At 44.7% G+C, this 20,992-nt stretch carries 18 protein-coding genes; 12 read left to right on the forward strand and 6 right to left on the reverse strand.

Features of this window, described 5'->3' with window-relative positions; translation table 11 throughout:
* The first annotated feature begins 259 nt into the window (after positions 1 to 259).
* The 4 genes from LJ658_RS07165 (at position 260) to LJ658_RS07180 (ending at position 7,649) form a co-directional block, all read left to right on the forward strand.
* Complete coding sequence (locus tag LJ658_RS07165; RefSeq protein ID WP_230545794.1) at positions 260 to 1,492, forward strand: YdcF family protein; 1,233 nt, start codon at positions 260 to 262, stop codon at positions 1,490 to 1,492.
* Between the two features lie 29 nt (positions 1,493 to 1,521).
* Complete coding sequence (locus LJ658_RS07170) at positions 1,522 to 2,397, forward strand: hypothetical protein (protein WP_230545795.1); 876 nt, start codon at positions 1,522 to 1,524, stop codon at positions 2,395 to 2,397.
* 362 nt (positions 2,398 to 2,759) lie between these two features.
* Positions 2,760 to 6,089, forward strand: coding sequence for a TonB-dependent receptor (locus tag LJ658_RS07175; protein ID WP_230545796.1), 3,330 nt, complete (start codon positions 2,760 to 2,762; stop codon positions 6,087 to 6,089).
* 21 nt (positions 6,090 to 6,110) lie between these two features.
* Positions 6,111 to 7,649 carry a RagB/SusD family nutrient uptake outer membrane protein gene (locus LJ658_RS07180; protein WP_230545797.1) on the forward strand — a complete coding sequence of 513 codons (1,539 nt, stop codon included), beginning with the start codon at positions 6,111 to 6,113 and terminating at the stop codon, positions 7,647 to 7,649.
* A 222-nt stretch (positions 7,650 to 7,871) separates the two neighbouring features.
* Here the strand turns inward: LJ658_RS07180 and LJ658_RS07185 are convergent, their stop codons facing one another.
* Complete coding sequence (locus LJ658_RS07185) at positions 7,872 to 10,616, reverse strand: TonB-dependent receptor plug domain-containing protein (protein WP_230545798.1); 2,745 nt, start codon at positions 10,614 to 10,616, stop codon at positions 7,872 to 7,874.
* 180 nt (positions 10,617 to 10,796) lie between these two features.
* Here LJ658_RS07185 and map point away from each other — a divergent pair, with 180 nt between their 5' ends.
* The 3 genes from map to LJ658_RS07200 all read left to right on the forward strand — a co-directional run bounded on the left by map (position 10,797) and on the right by LJ658_RS07200 (position 13,783).
* A complete protein-coding gene (map, locus tag LJ658_RS07190) occupies positions 10,797 to 11,561 on the forward strand; it encodes a type I methionyl aminopeptidase (RefSeq protein ID WP_230545799.1) in 765 nt (254 codons plus the stop codon).
* A 91-nt stretch (positions 11,562 to 11,652) separates the two neighbouring features.
* Complete coding sequence (locus tag LJ658_RS07195) at positions 11,653 to 12,471, forward strand: helix-turn-helix domain-containing protein (RefSeq protein WP_230545800.1); 819 nt, start codon at positions 11,653 to 11,655, stop codon at positions 12,469 to 12,471.
* Positions 12,472 to 12,511: 40 nt separating this feature from the next.
* Entirely contained in the window at positions 12,512 to 13,783 is a 1,272-nt protein-coding gene (locus tag LJ658_RS07200; RefSeq protein WP_230545801.1) for an MFS transporter, read from the forward strand.
* A 39-nt stretch (positions 13,784 to 13,822) separates the two neighbouring features.
* On the opposite strand, the gene LJ658_RS07205 is transcribed toward LJ658_RS07200, so the two are convergent.
* Together LJ658_RS07205 and LJ658_RS07210 are read right to left on the reverse strand one after the other, a co-directional pair.
* Positions 13,823 to 14,032, reverse strand: coding sequence for a hypothetical protein (locus tag LJ658_RS07205; RefSeq protein WP_230545802.1), 210 nt, complete (start codon positions 14,030 to 14,032; stop codon positions 13,823 to 13,825).
* 115 nt (positions 14,033 to 14,147) lie between these two features.
* Entirely contained in the window at positions 14,148 to 14,873 is a 726-nt protein-coding gene (locus LJ658_RS07210) for a DUF72 domain-containing protein (protein WP_230545803.1), read from the reverse strand.
* 186 nt (positions 14,874 to 15,059) lie between these two features.
* Between LJ658_RS07210 and LJ658_RS07215 the strand changes: the two genes are divergently transcribed.
* From LJ658_RS07215 to LJ658_RS07230, 4 genes are all read left to right on the forward strand, one after another.
* Entirely contained in the window at positions 15,060 to 15,569 is a 510-nt protein-coding gene (locus tag LJ658_RS07215; RefSeq protein WP_230545804.1) for a DUF892 family protein, read from the forward strand.
* A gap of 208 nt (positions 15,570 to 15,777) precedes the next feature.
* On the forward strand, positions 15,778 to 16,215 hold the full coding sequence (locus tag LJ658_RS07220) for an Hsp20/alpha crystallin family protein (protein ID WP_230545805.1): 438 nt from the start codon (positions 15,778 to 15,780) through the stop codon (positions 16,213 to 16,215).
* 62 nt (positions 16,216 to 16,277) lie between these two features.
* The gene (locus LJ658_RS07225) at positions 16,278 to 16,571 is read left to right on the forward strand and encodes a hypothetical protein (protein ID WP_230545806.1); all 294 of its coding nucleotides are present in this window, start codon (positions 16,278 to 16,280) and stop codon (positions 16,569 to 16,571) included.
* Positions 16,568 to 16,768: a hypothetical protein gene (locus LJ658_RS07230; RefSeq protein WP_230545807.1), complete on the forward strand. Its 201-nt coding sequence runs from the start codon at positions 16,568 to 16,570 to the stop codon at positions 16,766 to 16,768. The genes LJ658_RS07225 and LJ658_RS07230 overlap by 4 nt, the downstream gene beginning before the upstream one ends.
* An 84-nt stretch (positions 16,769 to 16,852) precedes the next feature.
* Here LJ658_RS07230 and LJ658_RS07235 read toward each other — a convergent pair whose 3' ends face one another.
* The gene (locus tag LJ658_RS07235; protein WP_230545808.1) at positions 16,853 to 18,061 is read right to left on the reverse strand and encodes a zinc-dependent alcohol dehydrogenase; all 1,209 of its coding nucleotides are present in this window, start codon (positions 18,059 to 18,061) and stop codon (positions 16,853 to 16,855) included.
* Between the two features lie 108 nt (positions 18,062 to 18,169).
* Here LJ658_RS07235 and LJ658_RS07240 point away from each other — a divergent pair, with 108 nt between their 5' ends.
* Positions 18,170 to 19,723: an FAD-dependent oxidoreductase gene (locus LJ658_RS07240; protein WP_230545809.1), complete on the forward strand. Its 1,554-nt coding sequence runs from the start codon at positions 18,170 to 18,172 to the stop codon at positions 19,721 to 19,723.
* Positions 19,724 to 19,860: 137 nt separating this feature from the next.
* Here LJ658_RS07240 and LJ658_RS07245 read toward each other — a convergent pair whose 3' ends face one another.
* Together LJ658_RS07245 and LJ658_RS07250 are read right to left on the reverse strand one after the other, a co-directional pair.
* Complete coding sequence (locus LJ658_RS07245; RefSeq protein WP_230545810.1) at positions 19,861 to 20,022, reverse strand: hypothetical protein; 162 nt, start codon at positions 20,020 to 20,022, stop codon at positions 19,861 to 19,863.
* A gap of 6 nt (positions 20,023 to 20,028) precedes the next feature.
* Positions 20,029 to 20,973 carry a manganese catalase family protein gene (locus LJ658_RS07250; protein ID WP_230545811.1) on the reverse strand — a complete coding sequence of 315 codons (945 nt, stop codon included), beginning with the start codon at positions 20,971 to 20,973 and terminating at the stop codon, positions 20,029 to 20,031.
* Positions 20,974 to 20,992 lie beyond the last annotated feature (19 nt).

Consider the following 20,992-nt stretch of genomic DNA (forward strand, 5'->3'; position numbering starts at 1 on the left):
TACAGCGCCACATCCGGATAGATGGGCGCTTTATTTAGTAGGTAGATTTGAATGAGACAAGATCGCGACGGTTATCTACATTACCTTAAGCTAACAAATGCGTTGCAATAGGCAAACGAAAGTACGATGTCAATGTATACCGGTCAATTTGGATTTTGGCGCAGGCCGCGCCTAATGCCTGCGAGTAGTTTATTAATAATAACTTTTTAACCTTCACTTCATATTAAAAAGCATTTTTTGCAGCAGATTAATTGCCAAAATGAAAAAAATATTGCTGCTTTTATGTTTAGGTTTTTGCCGGTTGGCGTTTGCCCAGGCGCCTACCCAATTCATTTCATCCCCAAATTGGGTACAGGCCAAAAATTACTACCTGCTTACTTTGTTTGAGCAGGATAAGGTGGTTAACCAACTATTGAAAAATGATTCGGAATTATCCCGGTTAACCGAAAGAAAACGGGAAGACTTAAATAATTCTGTTACAGAATGCAAAGATGCCGCATGCTTTACCGATCGTGTTAAATTTACTCCTGATGAAATTAAACAGATAAGTGCTAAACTTACCACACTCTGCAAACCCGGCAGTTCTTTAGAGCTATTGGTTAAAAATAAATTGATCCCTTCATATACCTATAGTTTATATAAAACTACAAACCCGGCCGAACTATTGGTAAAAGCATGGGAGCAGGATGCCGCAGGCATTAACTACACTATAGAAGTTTATGGCGAAGGGAAAAAGCCAAACTACCCGCTTATTGATTCCATTAGCTTTAATACCAAAGCCCGGAGATATGCTAAATTGTTGTATGATGTAAATGCAACGTTAGCAGGCGAAGTAAAAACTACCCGCTTATTTTTTGAACCGGCTATGCAGGCAGCCTTATTGTATCTGCAAATTAATGAGCGGCAAGACCCCGCCAATTATGAACCAATGGGGCAAACCGTTAACAAGCCGGCTGTTGACCAGGTGAAAATTACCGACTGGAAGAAATATCCTTATACAGTAATTTTAATACCCGGCGCCGGGCCCGATGAACCTTCGGTTGCATTGAGCGCAGAAGGCATGTTGCGCTGCCGCCTGGCTGCACAGGAATACCGCGATGGCAAAGCGCCATTTATTATGCCCTCGGGCGGCAAAGTGCATCCTTATAAAACCAAATACTGCGAGGCTGAAGAAATGAAGACGTACCTTATAAAGGTGTTGCACATACCTGATCGTGCCATTATTCTGGAACCCCATGCCAGGCATACTACTACTAATATGCGTAACGGTGTCAGGTTAATATACAGGTACGGTATCCCGGCAACCAGGCCCGCTTTGGTAATAACTGATAAATCGCAAACTAACGGTATCCTGATGATGGCCGCCAGATGCGAAAAGGAATTAAAGTACGTGCCCTATAAATTAGGTAAGCATGTTTCAGAAACTGAGGTTGAATTTTTTGCGGTACCGGACGCTATGCAGATCAATCCGTATGAGCCGCTTGATCCATAAGATTTCCCGGCAATCATTTTCCACCTATCATGAAAAAAGCTATCCCCGCAATATTATTATTAACTATCGCGCTCCTGGCATTTAAAACCTACCAGGCTGACATTATCCTTGAGCGTTCCATTACTGTGGATTCATTGGGCGCCTGCCAGGGCATATCATATCAGCATGGCCGCATTTTTTTATATGGTGACCGCGAGGTGGGCATGATCCGCGAGTTTAAAATGGATCATGACAGTTTGGTTTATCTGCACGAAGAATATAAACTTACCCGAAACGGCCGAGATGTGATCAGTCACCCAACCGGTATCGCTTACAATGGCGTCGGGCCGACCTTTATGGGGAATTCTGTAAAAATGAATCCCGAAGGAACCGTCTGGAAAACTAATATCTATTGTATTGACTGGAAAGGATTGTTAGCAAAAGGCACCCTTGACGGCCCGTTATTAAATACGATTGATGACGATGCCTGTATACAAGGCACCCGGCCCGAGTATGTAAAATATCATAACAAATGGTATGTCGCCACGGCTGACTACGGCGATCACGGCAATGAGGTCAGGTTATATGATCCCGTAAAATTAAGCACCTGCAAAAAAACCAGCGAACCGGGCGTGCTATTTAAAAAGTTTACCTGTACCCCCTGGGTACAGAACCTGAACTGGATAGCTGATAAAGGCTTGCTGGTACTTATCCAGAATAAGATAGAGGGCCGGCAGTGGCGGTTTACTTATGTCGACCTGGAGCAGTCTGTTGATGCCGGCAGGCAGGTGACGGTGAACGTGGTGGATCATATTGACCGCGGGGATGAATTGGAAGGGTTTTCGTTCACAGGTAATGATCAGAAAGGAATAGCCGTAACTTCATCGCGCAAAGACAATGTAAACTTTATGCACATTAGCTGGTAAACTCCCCGCCTCGTTAATTAAAGTTCCCGGTTTAACCGCTCTGTATAATATAAACTTAATCTTTTAATAGCATACGCTTAAGATTGGGGCGTTAGCTTTGCCAATATTTCAAAATAAACGCGCTGTTTATACGTCCTTTTTTAAAAACAGTTCGCTTTTTTGGAATATCGTTAACAATTGTTAATTAAATCCCCCTTTACGTCTGCCTATGTAAAAAACTGAACTCATTAGATATCGGCACCGGCGATATAAAAAAATGAACCGGAGAATGCGCTAACATTCATCCGGCCCGGCTAATTGTCAAATAACTCATAAAGCGGTTGCATGCTTTTGTTCGTTTCTAACAATCAATTTTTAAAAATATGAATAAAAAGATTACTCATAATTCTTTAAAAAAGTTTTATGCAAAGTTAAATCTTATGGGCCTGTTATTACTGGCCTTCTGCATGCCCTTAAATGCGGCAATATTACCCAATAACGCAGCTGACGCCGTAAAAGTATCGGGCGTGGTCCTTGATGAAACAGGCCAGCCTTTGCCGGGGGTAAGCGTATATGAAAAAGTATCGCATAAAGGTACCGTTACCAACACAAGTGGCGAATTCAGTCTGTCAACCGAGACGGGTACCACTCTGGTTTTTTCATTTATAGGCTATGAAACCCAGGAAATAGTGGTTCGTAACAGCACTAATATCAGTGTAAAAATGAAACCCGCCGCCAATATGTTAAACGAGGTTGTTGCCGTAGGTTACCAAACCATGCGTAAAAGCGATGTTACCGGTGCTATTTCAAGTGTAAAGGCAGCAGAATTAAACCTGTCTTCGCCAACACTTGGCCAGGCACTTGTTGGTAAAATTGCCGGTGTACAGGTATCGCAAACAAGTGGCGCTCCTTATCAAAGCCCAAAAATACGGGTACGCGGCATTGGGTCGCTCAATGCCAGTTCAGATCCTTTATACGTAATTGACGGATATCCGGCAGGTAATGATGTTTTTATCAATCCGGAAGATATCGAATCTGTTGATATCTTGAAAGATGCTGCTTCGGCAGCGATCTACGGTTCGCGCGCATCCGGAGGTGTCGTAATTATTACAACCAAACATGGTAAAAAAGGCGTTGGTAAATTTGAATACGATGTGCAGACCGGGGTTAACCAGCTGGCACATAAAGTAAAATTATTAAACTCTGATCAGTTCGCCCAATTGGTAATTGATGCCCGTAATAATACTTACCATGACCTTTGGGTTAATTCCGGGCATGTTTGGAACGATGCAATGTACAGCGATGTTAATGCTACCCGTGTAACTAATGTAGGCAATGCCGGAAGTGTGCAAATCCCAACGTATATCTATGATTTTGCCAACCAGACAGAAATTCATCAAACGGTAAATACCGATTGGCAAAATGAATTATATCATAACGCCTTTTTCCAAAAACACAATCTTTCCTTTTCGGGTGGTGGTGATAATATGCGTTATTATGTAAGCGGTGGCTATCAAAACCAGGATGGTATTATTCATACCACCGGGCAAGAACGGTATAATTTCAGAACCAATGTAGAAGGCGATGTAAACAAACGACTGCATATCGGTGCAAATGTTTCTTATACGCAAAACACCAACAAAGAGGTTCAGGAAGGCCGTTTTGATCACGGGCCTATTTTAGGGGCATTGATCTATATGCCATTTTTCCCGGCTTATAATGCCGATGGGTCTTTGGCAACTAACCGGGCTGCCTCCGAGTCATCCGCGTATGGCTGGCAGTCGATAGAAAACCCGGTTGCTTTAGCCGAGCGCACAAAAATTAACCGGAAAGGCTATCGGGGCACCTATAACGCGGCTGTAGGTTATACTATTATGCCAGGCCTTGTTTTCAAAGCAAACCTGGGCATGCAAAGCTATACCGAAAAATACGATTATTACCTGCCTACTAACTTAAGTAATGGTGCCAATCCTCCGGGATCGCCGCAATCAATAGCCGCCGCAACTGCTGCAGCGCAAAATTTAACGCAGTCAGATCAACTGGGCGAGCTTACCTTGAATTATAATAAGCAGTTTGGTAAGCATCACCTGGATGTATTGGCGGGTTACACGGCGCAAAAAACAAGCACTGATATTGTCAGCGTATTTGCAAGGGGGTTCCAGAATGATAATATTCCGGAAATTACCAATAAAGGAGCCGACCCAAGCAATTTCACCCTGGTTACCCTGGCAAACCCTCAGGCGGGCTTAGGTCTTACGCCTACGCAAAAATCCGTTTATACACTTCTTTCCTACCTTGGCCGGGTTAACTATAATTATGCAGGCAAGTATTTTTTAACAGGCTCATTCCGTGCTGATGGTTCATCACGTTTCGGCCCGTTAAATAAATATGGTTACTTTCCTTCAGTTGCGGGCGGCTGGACGCTATCAGAAGAACCTTTTTATCATGACTGGCTGGGTAAAAACTCGACTGCTAAATTGCGTGCCAGCTGGGGTTTAAGCGGCAACTACAATATTGGTAACTACAATACCCAACAAACATTAGCCAGCCCTACCGGCGTTGTTATAGGTAATACCATCACTACGGCAACTTATCCGGGCGGGATCAAAGACCCAGGTCTTAGCTGGGAGTCAACTTCGCAATATAACTTTGGCGCAGATCTTGGTTTGTTAAACGGCCGCTTATTTATCATCGCCAATTACTATTTGAGTTATTCTTATAACCTGTTATATAACCAACCAATTTCAGCAATTGCGGGCAGTACCACAACCAATACTACGGTTGTTTTAACCAACCTTAAAAACTCACAGATCAGGAACAATGGGTTAGATCTGCAGCTGGATGGAAAAATAATTGATAACAGGGATTTTAAATTCGGTGCAAGCGGCAACATTTCTATCAACCGGAACATGGTTACCAAACTAAGCAGTAATAATACCATTATTATTAACGGCGCAGAACGTTCATACCTCACCAACATTACCAAGCAGGGCCAACCGGTGGGCATGTTCTACGGATTTAAAGTAGCAGGTACGGTAACACCTGAGAATATTAGCAAAGTGCCGGCGTCGGCTTCATCAACCAATCCTGTAAAACCGGGCGATCTTTATTTTGTGGATATGGACGGCAACGGCGTTATTAATGATAATGATAAAACCGTTATTGGTACACCTTATCCAAAATTCACTTATGGTTTCGGCGTAAACTCAACTTATAAAGGTATTGATCTTGCTGCTTCATTTAATGGTTCGTATGGCAACCAGGTGCTTGACGGGCAGGATTATTACCTGTATAACGGCGAAGGCTCAGGTAATCAATACGCAAATGTGGCAGATCGTTACCGTAACGCGGCTAACCCGGGCGATGGTTCATTTTATCGTGCATCACGTGGAGGTACTCAAAGTAACAGTACACGTTTATCAACATTTTACCTGCAGGATGGTTCGTTTTTGCGCTGTACCAACATAACGCTGGGTTACACCTTACCATCCCTGTGGATGACCCGGATAGGTATAAGCAAGGCGCGTATATTTACCAGCGTAGTCAATGCCTTCACAATAACCAAGTATAAGGGCTATAACCCCGAAGTTGATTATAACAATACCAGCAGCACCTCAAACAACACACAACCGCCAAACCTTACCCCCGGTATTGATTATGGCGTTTACCCATTGGTACGCTCATACAACTTAGGAATGAATATTACTTTTTAAAGAAATTTAAACGATACAGTAATGAAAAACAAGTCAATCATTATAACCAGTTTTACGCTCCTGATCCTATTGAGTTCAGCCTGTAAAAAAAGTTTCCTGGAACAAAGTGACCCCAATGCGGTTTCTCTAAGTGAGGATTTTAAATCGCCAAATGATGTTTTATTGGCCGTAAACGGCATCTACCAGTCTTTGCGCAGCAATAACAATATTGGTGAAGACAGCGGCCTTTGGACAGACGAGCGCTCGGACGATACAGGCCGTAACGATAATCAATCTAACGCGGGCGAGCCATTTCAGTTCAATAACTTTTCGCTTATCCCCAGCAATACGTATTTAAAAAGCCATTGGGTGTCCTTATATACAACCATAAGCAGGGCCAATATCGTGTTAACTTATATTGATAAGGTCCCTTTTACAGACGCTAATCAAAAACTGCAATACGCGGCCGAAGCGAAATTTTTAAGAGCATTAATGTATTTTCATCTGGTACGAACCTGGGGAGATGTGCCGTTGGTTACCACCCAGCTAACCACAGTTGCAGATGTTACCGCTGGTACTTTCAGGGAAAAACAGGCCACTGTTTATAAACAGATTTTAGCTGACCTTACCGACGCATCTAATGCACCATTGCCTAATCTCCAAACACCTAGTACGATTGGCCGTATTTCAAAAGCGGCGGTATATACGTTGTTAGGCCAGGTGTATCTGACCATGGCAACCACGCAGGATCAGACTAACCGTACCGCCAATCTTAACAGCGCCAAAACGGCATTGCTGAATGCTTATAACCTGAGAACGTTTACAACATTAAGCACCATTCCGTATACTGATGTTTTTGACGTAACCAAAAAAACATCGTGCCCTGAACTGATCTGGCAGATAAACAATAAACAGGGTGATGTAACTTATAGTTCGGATATCGCCTATAATAACCAGGCCAAAGGCGAGACTATAAATTCATTAAAACCCAACTCCGGTGTTGGCGGTAATGTGCAGCATGATTTGATTAACGAATACGAAACCAATGATCCGCGAATGGCTTTTTCGGTAAAGTTTGCCAATGATCCTATAGTGAAGGACTGGTTCATTACTAAATTTAGAGATGCGAGCGCTGCAGCTTCCAACTTAGGTTATGGTGGTAACGACTGGATATTGATGCGTTATGCTGATGTAATATTAATGCTTGCCGAGGTAAGTAACTATTTAGGCGATACGGCCGGCGCTATCCAGTATTTAGATATGGTGCGTACCCGCGCGGGTATGCCAACTTATGCCGTTTCTATGACCGACCCGGCTTATGCCACTAAATTCCCTTCGCTTAAGCTGGCAATTTTACATGAGCGCCGTGTTGAGCTGGCCTTTGAGCATCACCGCTGGTTCGACCTGTTGCGTACCTTTACCACCGATGAATTGGTGGCTTATTTTAAAGCCAAGAACCCGGCTGATTTCGGAGCCGTACAATTGGCAAATTTCACAACCAAGGATCGTTATTACCCTATCCCGTTTGATGAGTATAAATTGGATCCGGTAAAAATGTACCAAAATCCTGGTTATCAATAAATAACTGATCGTAAAAAGGGAGGCTGCTAAAAACACCTCCCTTTTTACTTTACGATGAAAGGCCGATAAACGAAACTATTATAAGCCTTAAATATCAGCGACTGTGTGTGCCATGCATTCCGGATCAAATTGATACGATTCAGATCTAATGATGCGGTAGTTTGTTTTAATCTCAAGGATAGGATTTGCGACCCCGGAGAACCTTTTTACCCGAGACACGATTTATTCAACTTTGTATCTATAAACCTGACGGCCCAGGTGGCCCTCGCCATCGATCCCTTCGATAATAACCCGGTAAGTACCCGGAAAGCCTGCGTTGTAATATTCAAAAAAGGCATGTCCGGTTTTATCCGTAATAACGTTTGGTTTCCAGTAAATGGTTGTCCGCAGATCGGCTACGGACTGATTGATTTTTGGATCATCATATTGCGGCGAATAAAATTCGCGCGCACGATAGTAGCCTTTTGGCGCATAAATAAGCATGCCGGGTTCATTGGCCTTTGGAGTGCTGTCTTTTTCATCCCCGCGTTTCGTGGTAATGATGATTACCCCATTACCACCTCTAACGCCGTAAATTGCGGTGAGGCCGCCGTTTCTTAATATTTCAATACTTGCTACCTCCTGTACCGGAATAGTACCTAAAAAGTTTTTTTCCAACGCATTGTCTTGCGGGATACCGTCTAGTATGATTAGCATAGCGGAATTCCCTCCACGTGTGCTATACGGTTTGCCATCACGAAACATAACGCCGGTCAGCATTCCGTTAAGGCAATCATCTAAAGAAAGACAACCGCGTTTATCAAGGTCTGCGCTTGTTACTACCTGATCTGCATTTCCCGGGCCGTTTCGGTTGTTTGAATGTTCAAGCACCGGCTTCTTATGCTCTTTTATGGTCACCTCTTTTAAAGCGATATGATGATTACCCAGGCCATATTTCAATTCTTCATCATATAGTTTTTTATCAGCTTTTAAATAAGCAGCAAACAGCCGGTAATTTGTACCAAAATCATTTGCCGGCAGGGCTGCGTTTTTAACAGTCTTGTCCCGGCCGTCAGTATTCATTTTGATAGCGACATTTTTGCCCCCGCTCGATGTATAGGCTTTGATCACAAAACGCATGCTGTCTTTTAAAAACAAATCTTTAAAAATGAAATCCCCCTGTTTGTCTGCCAGGGTATCTAACATAAACTGGCCGGCCGCTGCTGTAGCAAACAGGGTTACTTTTGCATTGGGCACCGGTTTACCGGTTAACGTTTTAACGCTGCCGGATACGTTGATTGATTTTTCCGGCTCGTAGATTGGCAAAGGCAGTGAGCCTGCCAGTACCGGCTTCCATTCAAAACGGCGATAGCCTTGGGTAAGCATCAATATATCCAGGTCTGCCCGGGTGGTTTCATTGCTTTTGTTAAAGTAGTAATTAGGTTGTTCGACATATCCCCGCAGATCAGAAGTAAGCAAGATATGTGACAGGATGGTCGTCTCGTCCGACTCATCAGCCCCGACTATATGATCATCAATTACCGTAGCCGAAAAGCTGCCGATAGCCGGGTTGCCGCCGTTTTGCGCATTTAGGTCAATCCTTACTTTTTCACGGGGGGCAGATACTGATTTGGCCGCATGTACATCAAGCTTTAACAGGCTGTCATCATGTTGTATAAAGGCAATGCGTTCATTCAAGGGCTCGCCATTTGCCGAAAACAACGTGAACTGCACGACGCCGGCTGGAAACCTGCTTTTGGCGATTGTTGCATTAAAAGTGGTGCCCGATGCTTCGTTCTCGCCTACATAGCGTGTTTCGCCGCCCGACTGGCCAAAGACATAGATAGTTCCGGCACCGGCAAGGTCTTTACTGCCTCTTACATTTAAGCTTATATTGTTCTCGTCAGTATTATTAACAGTTAATAGGTAACCGGTATTTAACGCTATGGGTAAATTAACGGCGCTTTCAGAGCCATCAGGGTAGGTAACTAATGCTTTATAGGTTTTTCCGCTTTGCGGTGTGATGTTAAAGGTGCCCATGCCTAAATGCCGGGTGCTAAAATCGGTCAGTTTATTATTTTCGTTATCTGTAATAACGCCTTTGATGTTAACACCAAGACCGTCAGGGCCAACGGCTTTAAAGGCCACCCTTGAGTTTAAACCATTTATCAGGTTTCCGCTTTCCGGGAAAAACTGAACATCAATCTTGCCTGATGTGGCGTTTATTATGACCGTTTTAGTTATTTTATTTTTGTCGCTTAGTTGTATATCCGTGATGATGTTGCCCTTATTTGTCTTTGTATATTCTGGGTTAATAAAATCGATTGCTATATTTCCTTTATTGTCGGTGATGCCTTTACCGCTGGTTATTTCCTTATTATTAAACTGCACTTTATAATTTACCGGTTTGCCAGCTAAAGCGTTGCCATCACTATTGGCGTAATTTATAGTAGCAGTTATCTTTTGCTTGCCATTAACCATTGTATAGGTATAATCAGTTTTGGTAAAAACGGTATCGGCAGGCGCGTTGTAAATGGTTATAACCTTGTCAAAATAATAACCGGGGCCGGCATTGCGCATCCAGTTGGTGTAAGCCCTGATGCGGTAATTGCCCGCATGTAAAGTATCTGGTAATTCAAAATCGCCCCAGGCCGTGCCACCGATAACAGGCAGTTTTATCCATTTTTTTAACGAATCGTTCTCATCAATTAACTCAACATTTACCGAGCCGCTTAATGCAGATAAGCGATGCGGGCCACCTACCGTTACATAAGCTTTAAACCATATATTATCACCCGCGGCATAATAAGGTTTATCCAGCTGAAGGTATACCTTTTCGGTAGGATAATCATTTGCCCACTTGCTTAACTGGGTTATTATTTTCATAATAACGGGGTCGGTATCCGATACGATAAAACTTGAAAGAACTACCGATAAAATAACAACAATGCCGGGAATAAAAAAAGGCGATACTTTTTTCGATTTCATAGAGATAAGATTGAGGCAGATAGGGGAAAGCAATATAATTATTTTATTGATTTTTTGCAATGAGGACGTGAAGCATTTATTAATAGTGCCTGTAAGACAGAAACGCTGCTTTATAAACTGACATTTGGTAAACGGTGGTAATGTATTAATGGTTAATTTTGTAACAGAGAAAATTCAAAAATGTCTATATCTACCGAAAACGAAAGAATTGGAATGCAGCAAGCTTGTGATGCTGTAGCCATTACGCTTAAGAAAATGCGGGCATATGCCCAACCGGGTATGTCCACCAGAGAACTTGACCAGTACGGCGGCGAATTGCTGGCAAAGTTAGGCGCATATTCAGCACCTGCATTAACGTACGGTTTTCCCGGATTTACTTGTATAAGCGTTAATGAGGAGGCAGCACACGGCATACCATCGGCCGATAAAATTCTTAAAGAAGGTGACCTGATAAATATCGACGTATCCGCAGAGCTAAATGGCTATTGGGCTGATAACGGCGGCTCATTTGTGTTAGGAAAGGATATCTATGGACACGGCAAACTGGTAGAAGCATCGAAAGCGATATTAAAAAAAGCGATCAGCAACATTAAAGGCGGTGTCAGGATATCGGAGATTGGCAGATTGATTGAGACTGAAGCCAAAAAAGCGGGCTACACCATAATAAAAAATCTGACCGGACATGGTATTGGCCGTAGCTTGCACGAGGAGCCCCACGAGATTGCCAACTACTGCGACAGGTATAACACTGCGCGTTTTAAAAAAAATTCGGTGGTGGCGATAGAGACATTCATTTCAACACGGTCAACAATTGCTGATACACAGGCCGACGGCTGGACGCTATGCGGAAATAAAGGCGGTTTTGTTGCACAGCACGAGCATACCATAATGGTAACCGGCGGCCAACCGGTAATATTTACAACCCGGAACGGCATTTGGGATTAGTTCTTCAAATAATGCCAGATGCCGATCAGGAGCCTGATTTAAAAACCGGGCTTAACGGGTATTGAGTGGCGCAAATATGCTATCTTTCAAAATGCAACACCAGGAATTTGAACCACCTGATGACCTAAGGGATACCATCAAGTGCTTTTGGCACAACAGGGGCGACTTTGGAGAACAACCCTCAAGTTTTGAGGTACAACCAGATGGCTACGCCGAGATTATTTTTTATTTCGGAAGCCTGCATAGCATCTCTTATTGCGGCGGCAATTTGTCATTGCCATCGCCTTTTATGATGGGGCTGCTTAATCAGCCTGCTGTTTTTTACACGAAAAATCGTTTAGAAATTATTGGTATCAGATGTTTTCCCTGGACGGTATTCGATCTGCTCGGGCTGTCATCCGGTAAAGGCGGTGTACACGTATTTGAACATCCTATTACCCGGCTTCAATCCACGCTGGGTGAGTTGATTGTAGCTGGCGGGATCGATGAAGCAATAGCTGGGGTGAAACAGTACTTCCTGGATGCACGGTCGCGAATTGATAGTAAAAGCATGCTTTTTAAAGCGGGAATTGCTTTAAGGGGTGCCAACGGCACCATACAGGTAAGCCAGGTAGCGGCGGCGGCCCATACTACGGTTCGTACACTGGAGAGGAACTTCAAGTTAGCGGCCGGCTTTACCGTTAAAGATGTGTCGGGACTGATGCGCTTTGAGCAGGTACGAAACCAATTATGGCATTATCCTGAATGCAACCTTGCCGGCCTGGCTCATGAATTGGGCTATACGGATCAATCCCATCTCAGCCGGGAGTTTAAACGTTACAGCGGCACTACTCCGGCGGTATTTGCCCGAAAGGCAAAGAAAAGGAAACAGGCGGTAAGCAACGATTTTGTCGCGTTTATACAAGTCTGACGGAGGTGCATTCCGGATGTTTGTGTTTTAATCATTTTCAATGAAAGCAACATCAGAAAGCATGAAATCGGCACCAAAAACAAAATCAAAAAGATATATATTCTGGATTATTATAGGGATTGTACTGTTGAACTCTATAGGGATGTCTGTAGTGCTGCCGCTGCTGCCTTTTATCGTTGGTAAATACCTGCCTGCTCAGCAAATTGTTGTGGGGATGAGTGCCCTGCTATCGGTATTCGCAGCCTGTACCTTTTTTGCAGCGCCTGTTTTAGGGGCATTGAGCGACCGGTACGGACGGAAAAATATTTTAATCTTAAGTCTGTTGGGATCTGTTGCAGGTTATGTTTTGTTTGGAATAGGAGGGGCCCTCTGGATGCTTTTCCTGGGGCGCATAATAGATGGGTTTACGGCAGGCAATATCAGTACGCTGTTTGCCTATATATCAGACAGTACCGAACCTGAGGAACGGACTAAGTGGTTCGGCTATATCGGTTCCGCTATGGGAGTAGGGAAATTAGGCGGCCCTGCCTTGGGCGGATTGCTGGGAAGCATTGCGCTGGGATTGCCGTTTTTTGTGACTGCCGGATTAATCTTCCTTTCAGGTTTGGCTGTGTATTTTTTGTTGCCCGAATCGCTGGCTCCCGAAAAGCGGACCAAACATTTAACGCTTAATAGTTTTAACATCTTCTCACATTTTAAATCGATATTTAGCCTTAAAAAAGTTAAATTACTGCTCATCGTTGGCGTGCTTTTCTACGCGGGTCTGGGGGTTTTCCAGTTTAATTTTACCCTTTTCCTGAAAGATTTTTACCATTGGGGGCCGGCTATTATTGGCGGTATGCTAACACTTGTTGGTATTTGCGAAATTATTTCGCGGGCAGTGTTATTGCCTTGGTTATTGAAGCGTTTTAGCGAAAGAAGCATCGGGATCGCTGGTTTAATAGGACTTGGAACCGGCCTGGGATTGATCCTCGCAAGCATATTTATGCCTTTGGTAATTACTATTTCGCTGGCCGTTATATTTATCATCACCGGCGAAGGTTTATTTGATCCAACCTATAACAGTAAACTATCGCAATCTGTCGATGAAAGTCAACAGGGAAAATTACAGGGCGTGAACCAAAGTTTGCAGTCGGCTAATAATATGCTCGTGCCACTGGGCGCAGCTGCCATTTATTTTTATAGCCCTGGTATCTTGTACGCTACCACGACATGTATTGTATTAGCGGCGGTGATGATGTATGCGAAGTATATACCTCAAACCAACCCGACTCAAAATGAGATGAAAATAAAAAACCATAAAAAAATTTAAAGTCGCCACCAGCTAAACAGCTGATTGTTTCCTGCTAAATCAGTCATCTGTATCGGGCTGATAGCCGGCATCGGCTTCTTCCGGATGGTCTTTAAAATATTCACGGGCTTTTTTAAGCCCGGTGGCTATCGCGATGCCTTCATCGCCACTGTCTTTTAGGATTTCGTTTGCGATTTCTACTGCCTTTTCCCGCAGTTTTGGTGGCTGATTTTTATATGATGGCGGGTAATCTCCGTTGTACCAGGGCATAGTTCCTCCTTTTTAAACTTGAATATTTAGGCTGTTAATGTTAGTTGCTCTACAAATTCGATACCAACCTAGGTGGTAGCTTCATTAAAAGATTCTACAGACAATGTTAAAACGCTCATGTGTTGGCGAGTTGTAATAAGGTACGGGCATTGGGGATTGCAGCAACAGCCGCGTCATTATTAAAATAGCACCAGGCCTGCTGCACCCCGGGTATAGCTTTTAGGCGCCCGGCGAAAGTCGCAAGCTCGCTTTCGGTGTAGGCCGAGCGATAAAGTTCGGGCACGCCATGAAAACGGTAATAGGCTACTGGTCCGGTAACTATTGGTTCGTCCGGGAGTTCGGGGTGGCTCATTCCGCAAAAAGATACCTGCTTGCTGCGCAGGGCTGAATAAACCTCCTCACACCACCAACCGGGATGGCGGAATTCCAGCACATTCTCAAAACCACGGTCAAGCTGGCCAAGTACCCGGGCAAGCCTTTCGGGATCGTAATGGAAACGCGGGGGGAACTGAAATAAAACCGGCCCCAGTTTTTCTCCGAGACCATCGCGGATGGTGTTGTAAAAGCTGCTTAACATATCTGCAGTACCGTGAAACTGCTTGAAGTGGGTGATTGCTTTAGGCGCTTTAACCGCGAAACGAAAATCAGCCGGGGCCTTTGCGTACCAGGACTGTAGCACCTCAAGCCGTGGAAAGCGGTAAAAGGTTACGTTTAATTCCAGTGTAGAAAACTGGGTGGCGTAGAATTCAAACCAGCGTTTCTGCGGCAGGTGCTCTGGATAGAAACTCCCTTTCCAGTGCCGGTAATGAAATCCGGAACATCCAATATGCCACTCCATCATGAACTTTTATTTAGATGAACAGGTTTGGCAACAGATAGTTTTATTTTGAGGGATGTCGGAATAAGACGATAGTACTGTCCGGCGCTTACTCAATATCCACGCATAACACTGCCGTATGGCAAAAAACAAAGCAAGGCTGTAATCGTTTGTTGATTAGGCCTTCCGGTGGCCTTTTATGATTAAAATATGAATAAACAGCCACGCAACCCAACGAAAGACCTGACCCAGGCCGAGCTTAGAGTCTTTTTTATTAGCCATTTAAACCGTATCTATTGTGCCAAGAAGCAGTTGATCGAAAAGCTGCCCCAACTGGGTCGCCGTTCTTATTTTCTCGACTTGCAACAAGCAATCAATGAAACTATTGACGTTGTCAGCCTGCAGATCGGTAGGATGAAAGAAATATATATTGCGCTGGATGCTTTTTATCAACCGGAAAGCTGTGTTGGGGTAGTTGGTATATTAGACGAGGCCTTTCAATGTATAGGGATGTCTGATGAAAGTCCGGCGCTTCGGGATTTGTCCATCTTGTTTTATATGCAGAACATTGAAAGTATCGAGATGGCCTCCTTTAAAACTATGATGCGCGTGGCGGACCGCCTTGAGCAGCCCGGTATAACGCAACTCCTTACAGAATGTTATGATGAGGCCCGGGAAGATAAGGTCCTGTTCAGGGAGATCACCGAAAATTATCTTTAAGCATTCCTACTTTGATGGCGTTAGCAGGCCTCCATGCCGTTACGTTAAAATACCGCTGAAAAAATGACATCAGCGCTGAAAAATTTTCACTGACAACTGCAAAAATTTCATTCCCAAGGCCATTGGCACAGGGCTTGTGGTATGTTGGATAGTTTAATTAATTATTGTTCATTTATTTTTTAGAGTAACATTTAAAGGAGAAAAGGCCATGACCTTAGTTAAATTTAACGACAACCGTAACAACGCATTATTGCCAGGCTTTAGTGACGTTTTCGAATCAATCTTCAACGATACTTTCTTTAACGACCGGCTGGTAACCCGCGTGCCGGCAGTGAACATCAGCGAAAGCGAGAGCAAGTATCATGTGGAACTAGCCGCGCCAGGTCTGAAAAAAGAGGACTTTAAACTTAATCTCGATCGCAATCAACTGACTATTTCGGTAGAGCAGTCTTCCGATCAACAGGACAACCAGAAAAATTACAGCAAACGCGAATACAGCTATAGCTCGTTTGTTCGCTCATTCACATTGCCGGAAAGCGCTGACGACAGCCAGATTGAAGCCAGCTATACCGATGGTATACTGCGTATCGATATTGCCAAGCATGAAGAAGCCAAAGCGGTGCGCCGCCAGATCGAGATCAAATAAAAAGTGTTAGTTTTTTAATCCGGAGAGCTCCTGCCTGCGGGGGCTCTTTGTTTAATAAAAGCATGAAAACCCAGTTTTACATCTTACTGAGCCTGAAAACGCCAGCCGGGTTTGTGAACTACGGGCAATACTTTTTTGGCAATGACCGGGAAGCGGCTTATGCTCTGTTCGGGCAGTTGAAGGGTGACAAATCCCTGGCTGCAGGCGCGGCGTTACATATTGACCTGATGGAAACGGTTAATGAGCTGCCGGTAAAGATCAAAACCATTTGCTGTACCCTGGATGAGCTGGGTTATAACACCAAGCTTATCGCCCGCGAGATTTTTCGCTTAAAAAATCTGGAGGAAATGTTATGAGGGACACATTACTTTTATTCCGGACAACTATCGCCGCGTTGATGTTTTGTTTGCTGGCCTGGGACGGTATTCAATGGTTGAACCTTCATACGCGGCCCCTGCCCCATCGTGATTTATTGCTGACCGGCGCGTTGTTATGGTTGGTCTCCGTATTTTTTCCGCAGAATAGCGATGATGACTGGGCGGGCCAGCTGTAACCCAGGCGTATAACCGGCGACCATTTGCCGCCGGCACATTTACTTCTTTGTTAATAGTTTTTTAATTCCGAAGTGTATCAATAATTAGTTTTCAATCTCTACTGGTTTTGTATTTTTTGTAGGTTGTTGTTGCTCCCAGGGTTTCAACACTACTTTTACACAGTCCTCTTCCTTTTTATCGAAGATCTCATAACCGCGCGTAACTTCGCTCAAGGGCAGCGTATGGCTGATAATATCGTCCAGTATTACTTTTTCTGTTTTGACCAATTCGATCAGGTGATCTATATAGTTTAAAACCGGGGCCTGGCCCATTTTCAGCGTGATGCCTTTGTCAAATACCCGGTGCAGCGGGAAATTGTCATAGGTAGAGCCGTAAACACCCATAATAGATACGGTACCCATGCGCCGAACAGCTTTAAAGGCCATATCCAATACTTTCATGCTACCTGCTTCAAAATTAAACAGGGCCTTGGCTTTATCCAAAAGATCACGTTCAGGCTCAAAACCCACAGCGTCAACACAAACGTCAGCCCCACGGCCTCCGGTCATCGCGCGGATGGCTTCCACCACATCTACTTCATGAGGGTTCAGCGTTTCAACCTTATTCACGGCTTTAGCTTTTTCCAAACGATAGTTTAAAGGGTCAATAGCAATAACACGGCTGGCACCATTCAGCCAGGCCGCTTTTTGCGCCATTAAACCAACCGGGCCGGAGCCAAAGATAGCAACCACCTCGCCGCCTTTAAGTTGCGCCCAATCAATGGCTGACCAGCCTGTAGGGAAAATATCGGTCAGGAACAGCACCTGCTCATCGGTCATGTTCTCAGGCACTACGCGGGGGCTGATATCAGCATAAGGTACCCTTACATATTCGGCTTGTCCGCCTGAATAGCCACCGTACAAGTCGGTATAGCCAAACAATGCGGCACCTTTTTGTTCGGCTATATCGCCATTAGGGCCATAGTGTTTATAATTTGAGTTCTCACACGCCGGTGAGGCGTCATGCTGACAGAAAAAGCAATGACCGCAGGATATCGGAAAAGGTACAACTACACGGTCGCCTTTCTTTAATTTGGTTACCGCTTTGCCAACCTCTTCTACAATACCCATAAATTCATGGCCCATAACCATTGGTTTTGACTGCGGAACGCCACCGCTCAAAATGTGCAGATCAGAGCCGCAAATAGCGGTTGACGTGACTTTTAAAATAACATCCGTGTCCTGTTCGATATGCGGATCTTCAACGGTGTCATAACGGATATCACCGGGTTTGTGAAATACTGCTGCTTTCATAGTAGATGTATGTAGTTTGATGTTATTAATTAACTTGAAGGAAAATTATTTGTTTAATAATATTTAAAATAGTTCAAAACACATGGGCTGTACTTTTGTAGTAGAATTATGGCAACCAATACTCACTCGATATTAGCCCGCGACGGGGCGCAGCAAAGCGCCTGGCAGGCGGGTTTAAATGATAATATTTCACCGGCGGCAGCCCCACAGGAAAATTTTTATGACGCACTGATCGTAGGGGGCGGGATCACCGGGATGACGGCCGCATTGCTGTTACAAAAAGCCGGTAAAAAGACAATAGTGGCCGAGGCGCATACCCCGGGCTTCGGTACAACCGGCGGTACAAGCGCGCACATCAACACATTTGCAGATACGACCTATAAAGAAGCAGAAAGTGCCTTTGGCGACGAAGGCGCTCAACTTTTCGCGAATGCCATTGCCGAAGGTGTTGCGTTGATTAAAGCGAACATTGATACTTTTCATATCGACTGCGATTATGCAAGCAAGCCGGGCTATGTCTATGCAGAGAATAAAGACGAAGTAAAGCAACTGGATGATATTTACAATGGCGCGGTTAAAGTAGGCGTACACGTAAATTATACGGAAGAAGTGCCGACCCCTGTACCCTATTTAAAAGCGCTGATTTTTGATAACCAGGCAGAGTTTCATCCTTTAAAGTATCTGCAGGGCTTGCAAAAAGCATATCTGGAAGCCGGCGGCGTAATCCGCGAAAATACCCTGATAACCGGTATCAAAACCGATGATGGTATACATACCGCCGAATATGCAACAGGTGTTATCCGTGCTAAGGCAGTAATTTATGCCACCCATGTGCCGCCTAATATTAACCTGTTTAATTTTGAGTGCGCGCCTTACCGCAGCTATGTAATGGCTGTTAAATTAAAAAGCGGGACTTATCCCGAAGCGCTGATCTATGATTCGCAGGAGCCTTACCATTATGTGCGCTCGCATGTTATAGACGGGCAGCAATTGCTGATTGCCGGTGGCCTGGATCATAAGACCGGGCACGAGGATCCGGAAAATGCTTTTGCCGGCCTGGAAAAATATATAAGGAAATATTATAATGTTTCCTCTATCAAATACCGCTGGTCATCGCAATATTATGTTCCGGTGGATGGTCTGCCTTATATAGGTGCGATGCCGCTGTCTGCCGATGGTGTTTATTGCGCTACAGGTTATAACGGCAACGGTATGATGCTGGGTACAATTGCAGGAAAGCTATTAAGTGACCTGGTACGTAAAAGGCCAAATCCTTATGCAGACCTGTTCGACCCATGCCGCATCAAGCCGATAGACGGCTTTTCTGAACTTGTTAAAGAAAATGCCGACGTAGCCTATCATTTCGTGGCCGACAGGATTAATATTCATGAAACTGATTCTTTAAAAAGATTGCAGCCGGGCACCGGCAAGGTTGTTGAAGTGAACGGCGAAAAGATAGCTGCCTACCGGGATGAAGCAGGAGTTATGCATGCGCTCAGCCCGGTTTGTACACATGCCGCCTGCATTGTAAACTGGAACGGTGAAGAAAAAAGCTGGGATTGTCCGTGTCATGGCGCACGTTATGATATTGACGGGCAGGTGCTGACAGGGCCGGCTACCCGGGCGCTGGCCACTATTCCCGCGGATTCAAAATCTCCGTGATAAAATTATCCGGATGCGCGTATCCCATTACTTGCTATTGATGCGGAATTTGGTAAGCTCCAGTTGAACACCGTTATAGCAAAGAGCCGCTTGTTTCAAGCGGCTCTTTGCTATAACAGCATCAATAATTATTAGGGCTAGCTTGCGCTATTATTATCCGTCAGCTCGCCGGATGCGAAGGCCTGTGTGGCGTCTTTATCCAGTTTGACAACAATCTTATCTCCGATGGCGTCGACTACCTCGCCTTTACCTTCAGGGGTGATAACACGCTGGCCCTTTAAAAATAAGTGCTCGTCCATACCCGTTTATTTTTTCGTATCAGTGTAGGTGCTCCATTGCGCGACGCCGGCCGGCTCTGCATTCTTTACTTCGTCGCTTTTAATCTTGCTCATTTCCTTATCCAGCTTTTCTGTCTCTTTCAGTTCTTTCTCCATTGCCTTATCGGTTTTGGTGATTCCCTGGCTTTCTTTTACATAGGCAATCGGATCAGCTATATAGTTCCAGTTTTTACCCATACCAGGCATTTCGCCTTCGTTCCAGGGACCGCGTGCCTCAGCGCCGTTAGATAGATTGAATACCTGTTGCGTAAACCTCGGATCGGCAGCCAGCACCCCCGGCGGGAAATTATTTGGAATGCTGTCCAGTGCCGCCTCAAACATTTTGTAGTGGGCCACCTCGCGTGTCATCAGGAAAGACAGCGTCTCATGGATGTACGGATCATCAGTGAATTTCATTAAATGCTCATAGACTAATTTGGCCCGTGACTCTGATGCAAGGTTACTGCGCAGGTCGACAGTCAGATCGCCATTAGAGTGGATATAGGAAGCACACCAGGGAATGCCCTGGCTGTTACGTGGCGTAACACCGCCGCCCGTAATGATGCCAAACTGCGGATTGGCCGAAAGCGCCTGGTGAATAATGCTTTCTTTAGCGGCTTTTCCGTTCATGACCTGCATGATTTCGCTTTGGTCGGCTGCATCTTTCAATTCGCCGTTAACCCCTTTTAATAACATCTGGATAGTAGCGCCTACGATCTCCAGGTGGCTGAATTCTTCGGTGGCGATATCCATCAGCATATCGTATTTGTCCGGGTGCGGGACTTTGGCGCCGAACGCCTGTGTAAAATATTGCATTGCGGCAGCAAGCTCGCCGTTTTCTCCGCCGAATTGCTCTAATAATAAATTGGCAAAACGCGGATCAGGGCGGGATACCCTGGCATTAAATTGTAAATCTTTGACGTGGTGAAACATAATGGCAGAATTTTAGTGG

The organism is Mucilaginibacter sp. UR6-11, from assembly GCF_020880695.1.
In the GTDB taxonomy this organism is placed as follows: Bacteria; Bacteroidota; Bacteroidia; order Sphingobacteriales; family Sphingobacteriaceae; genus Mucilaginibacter.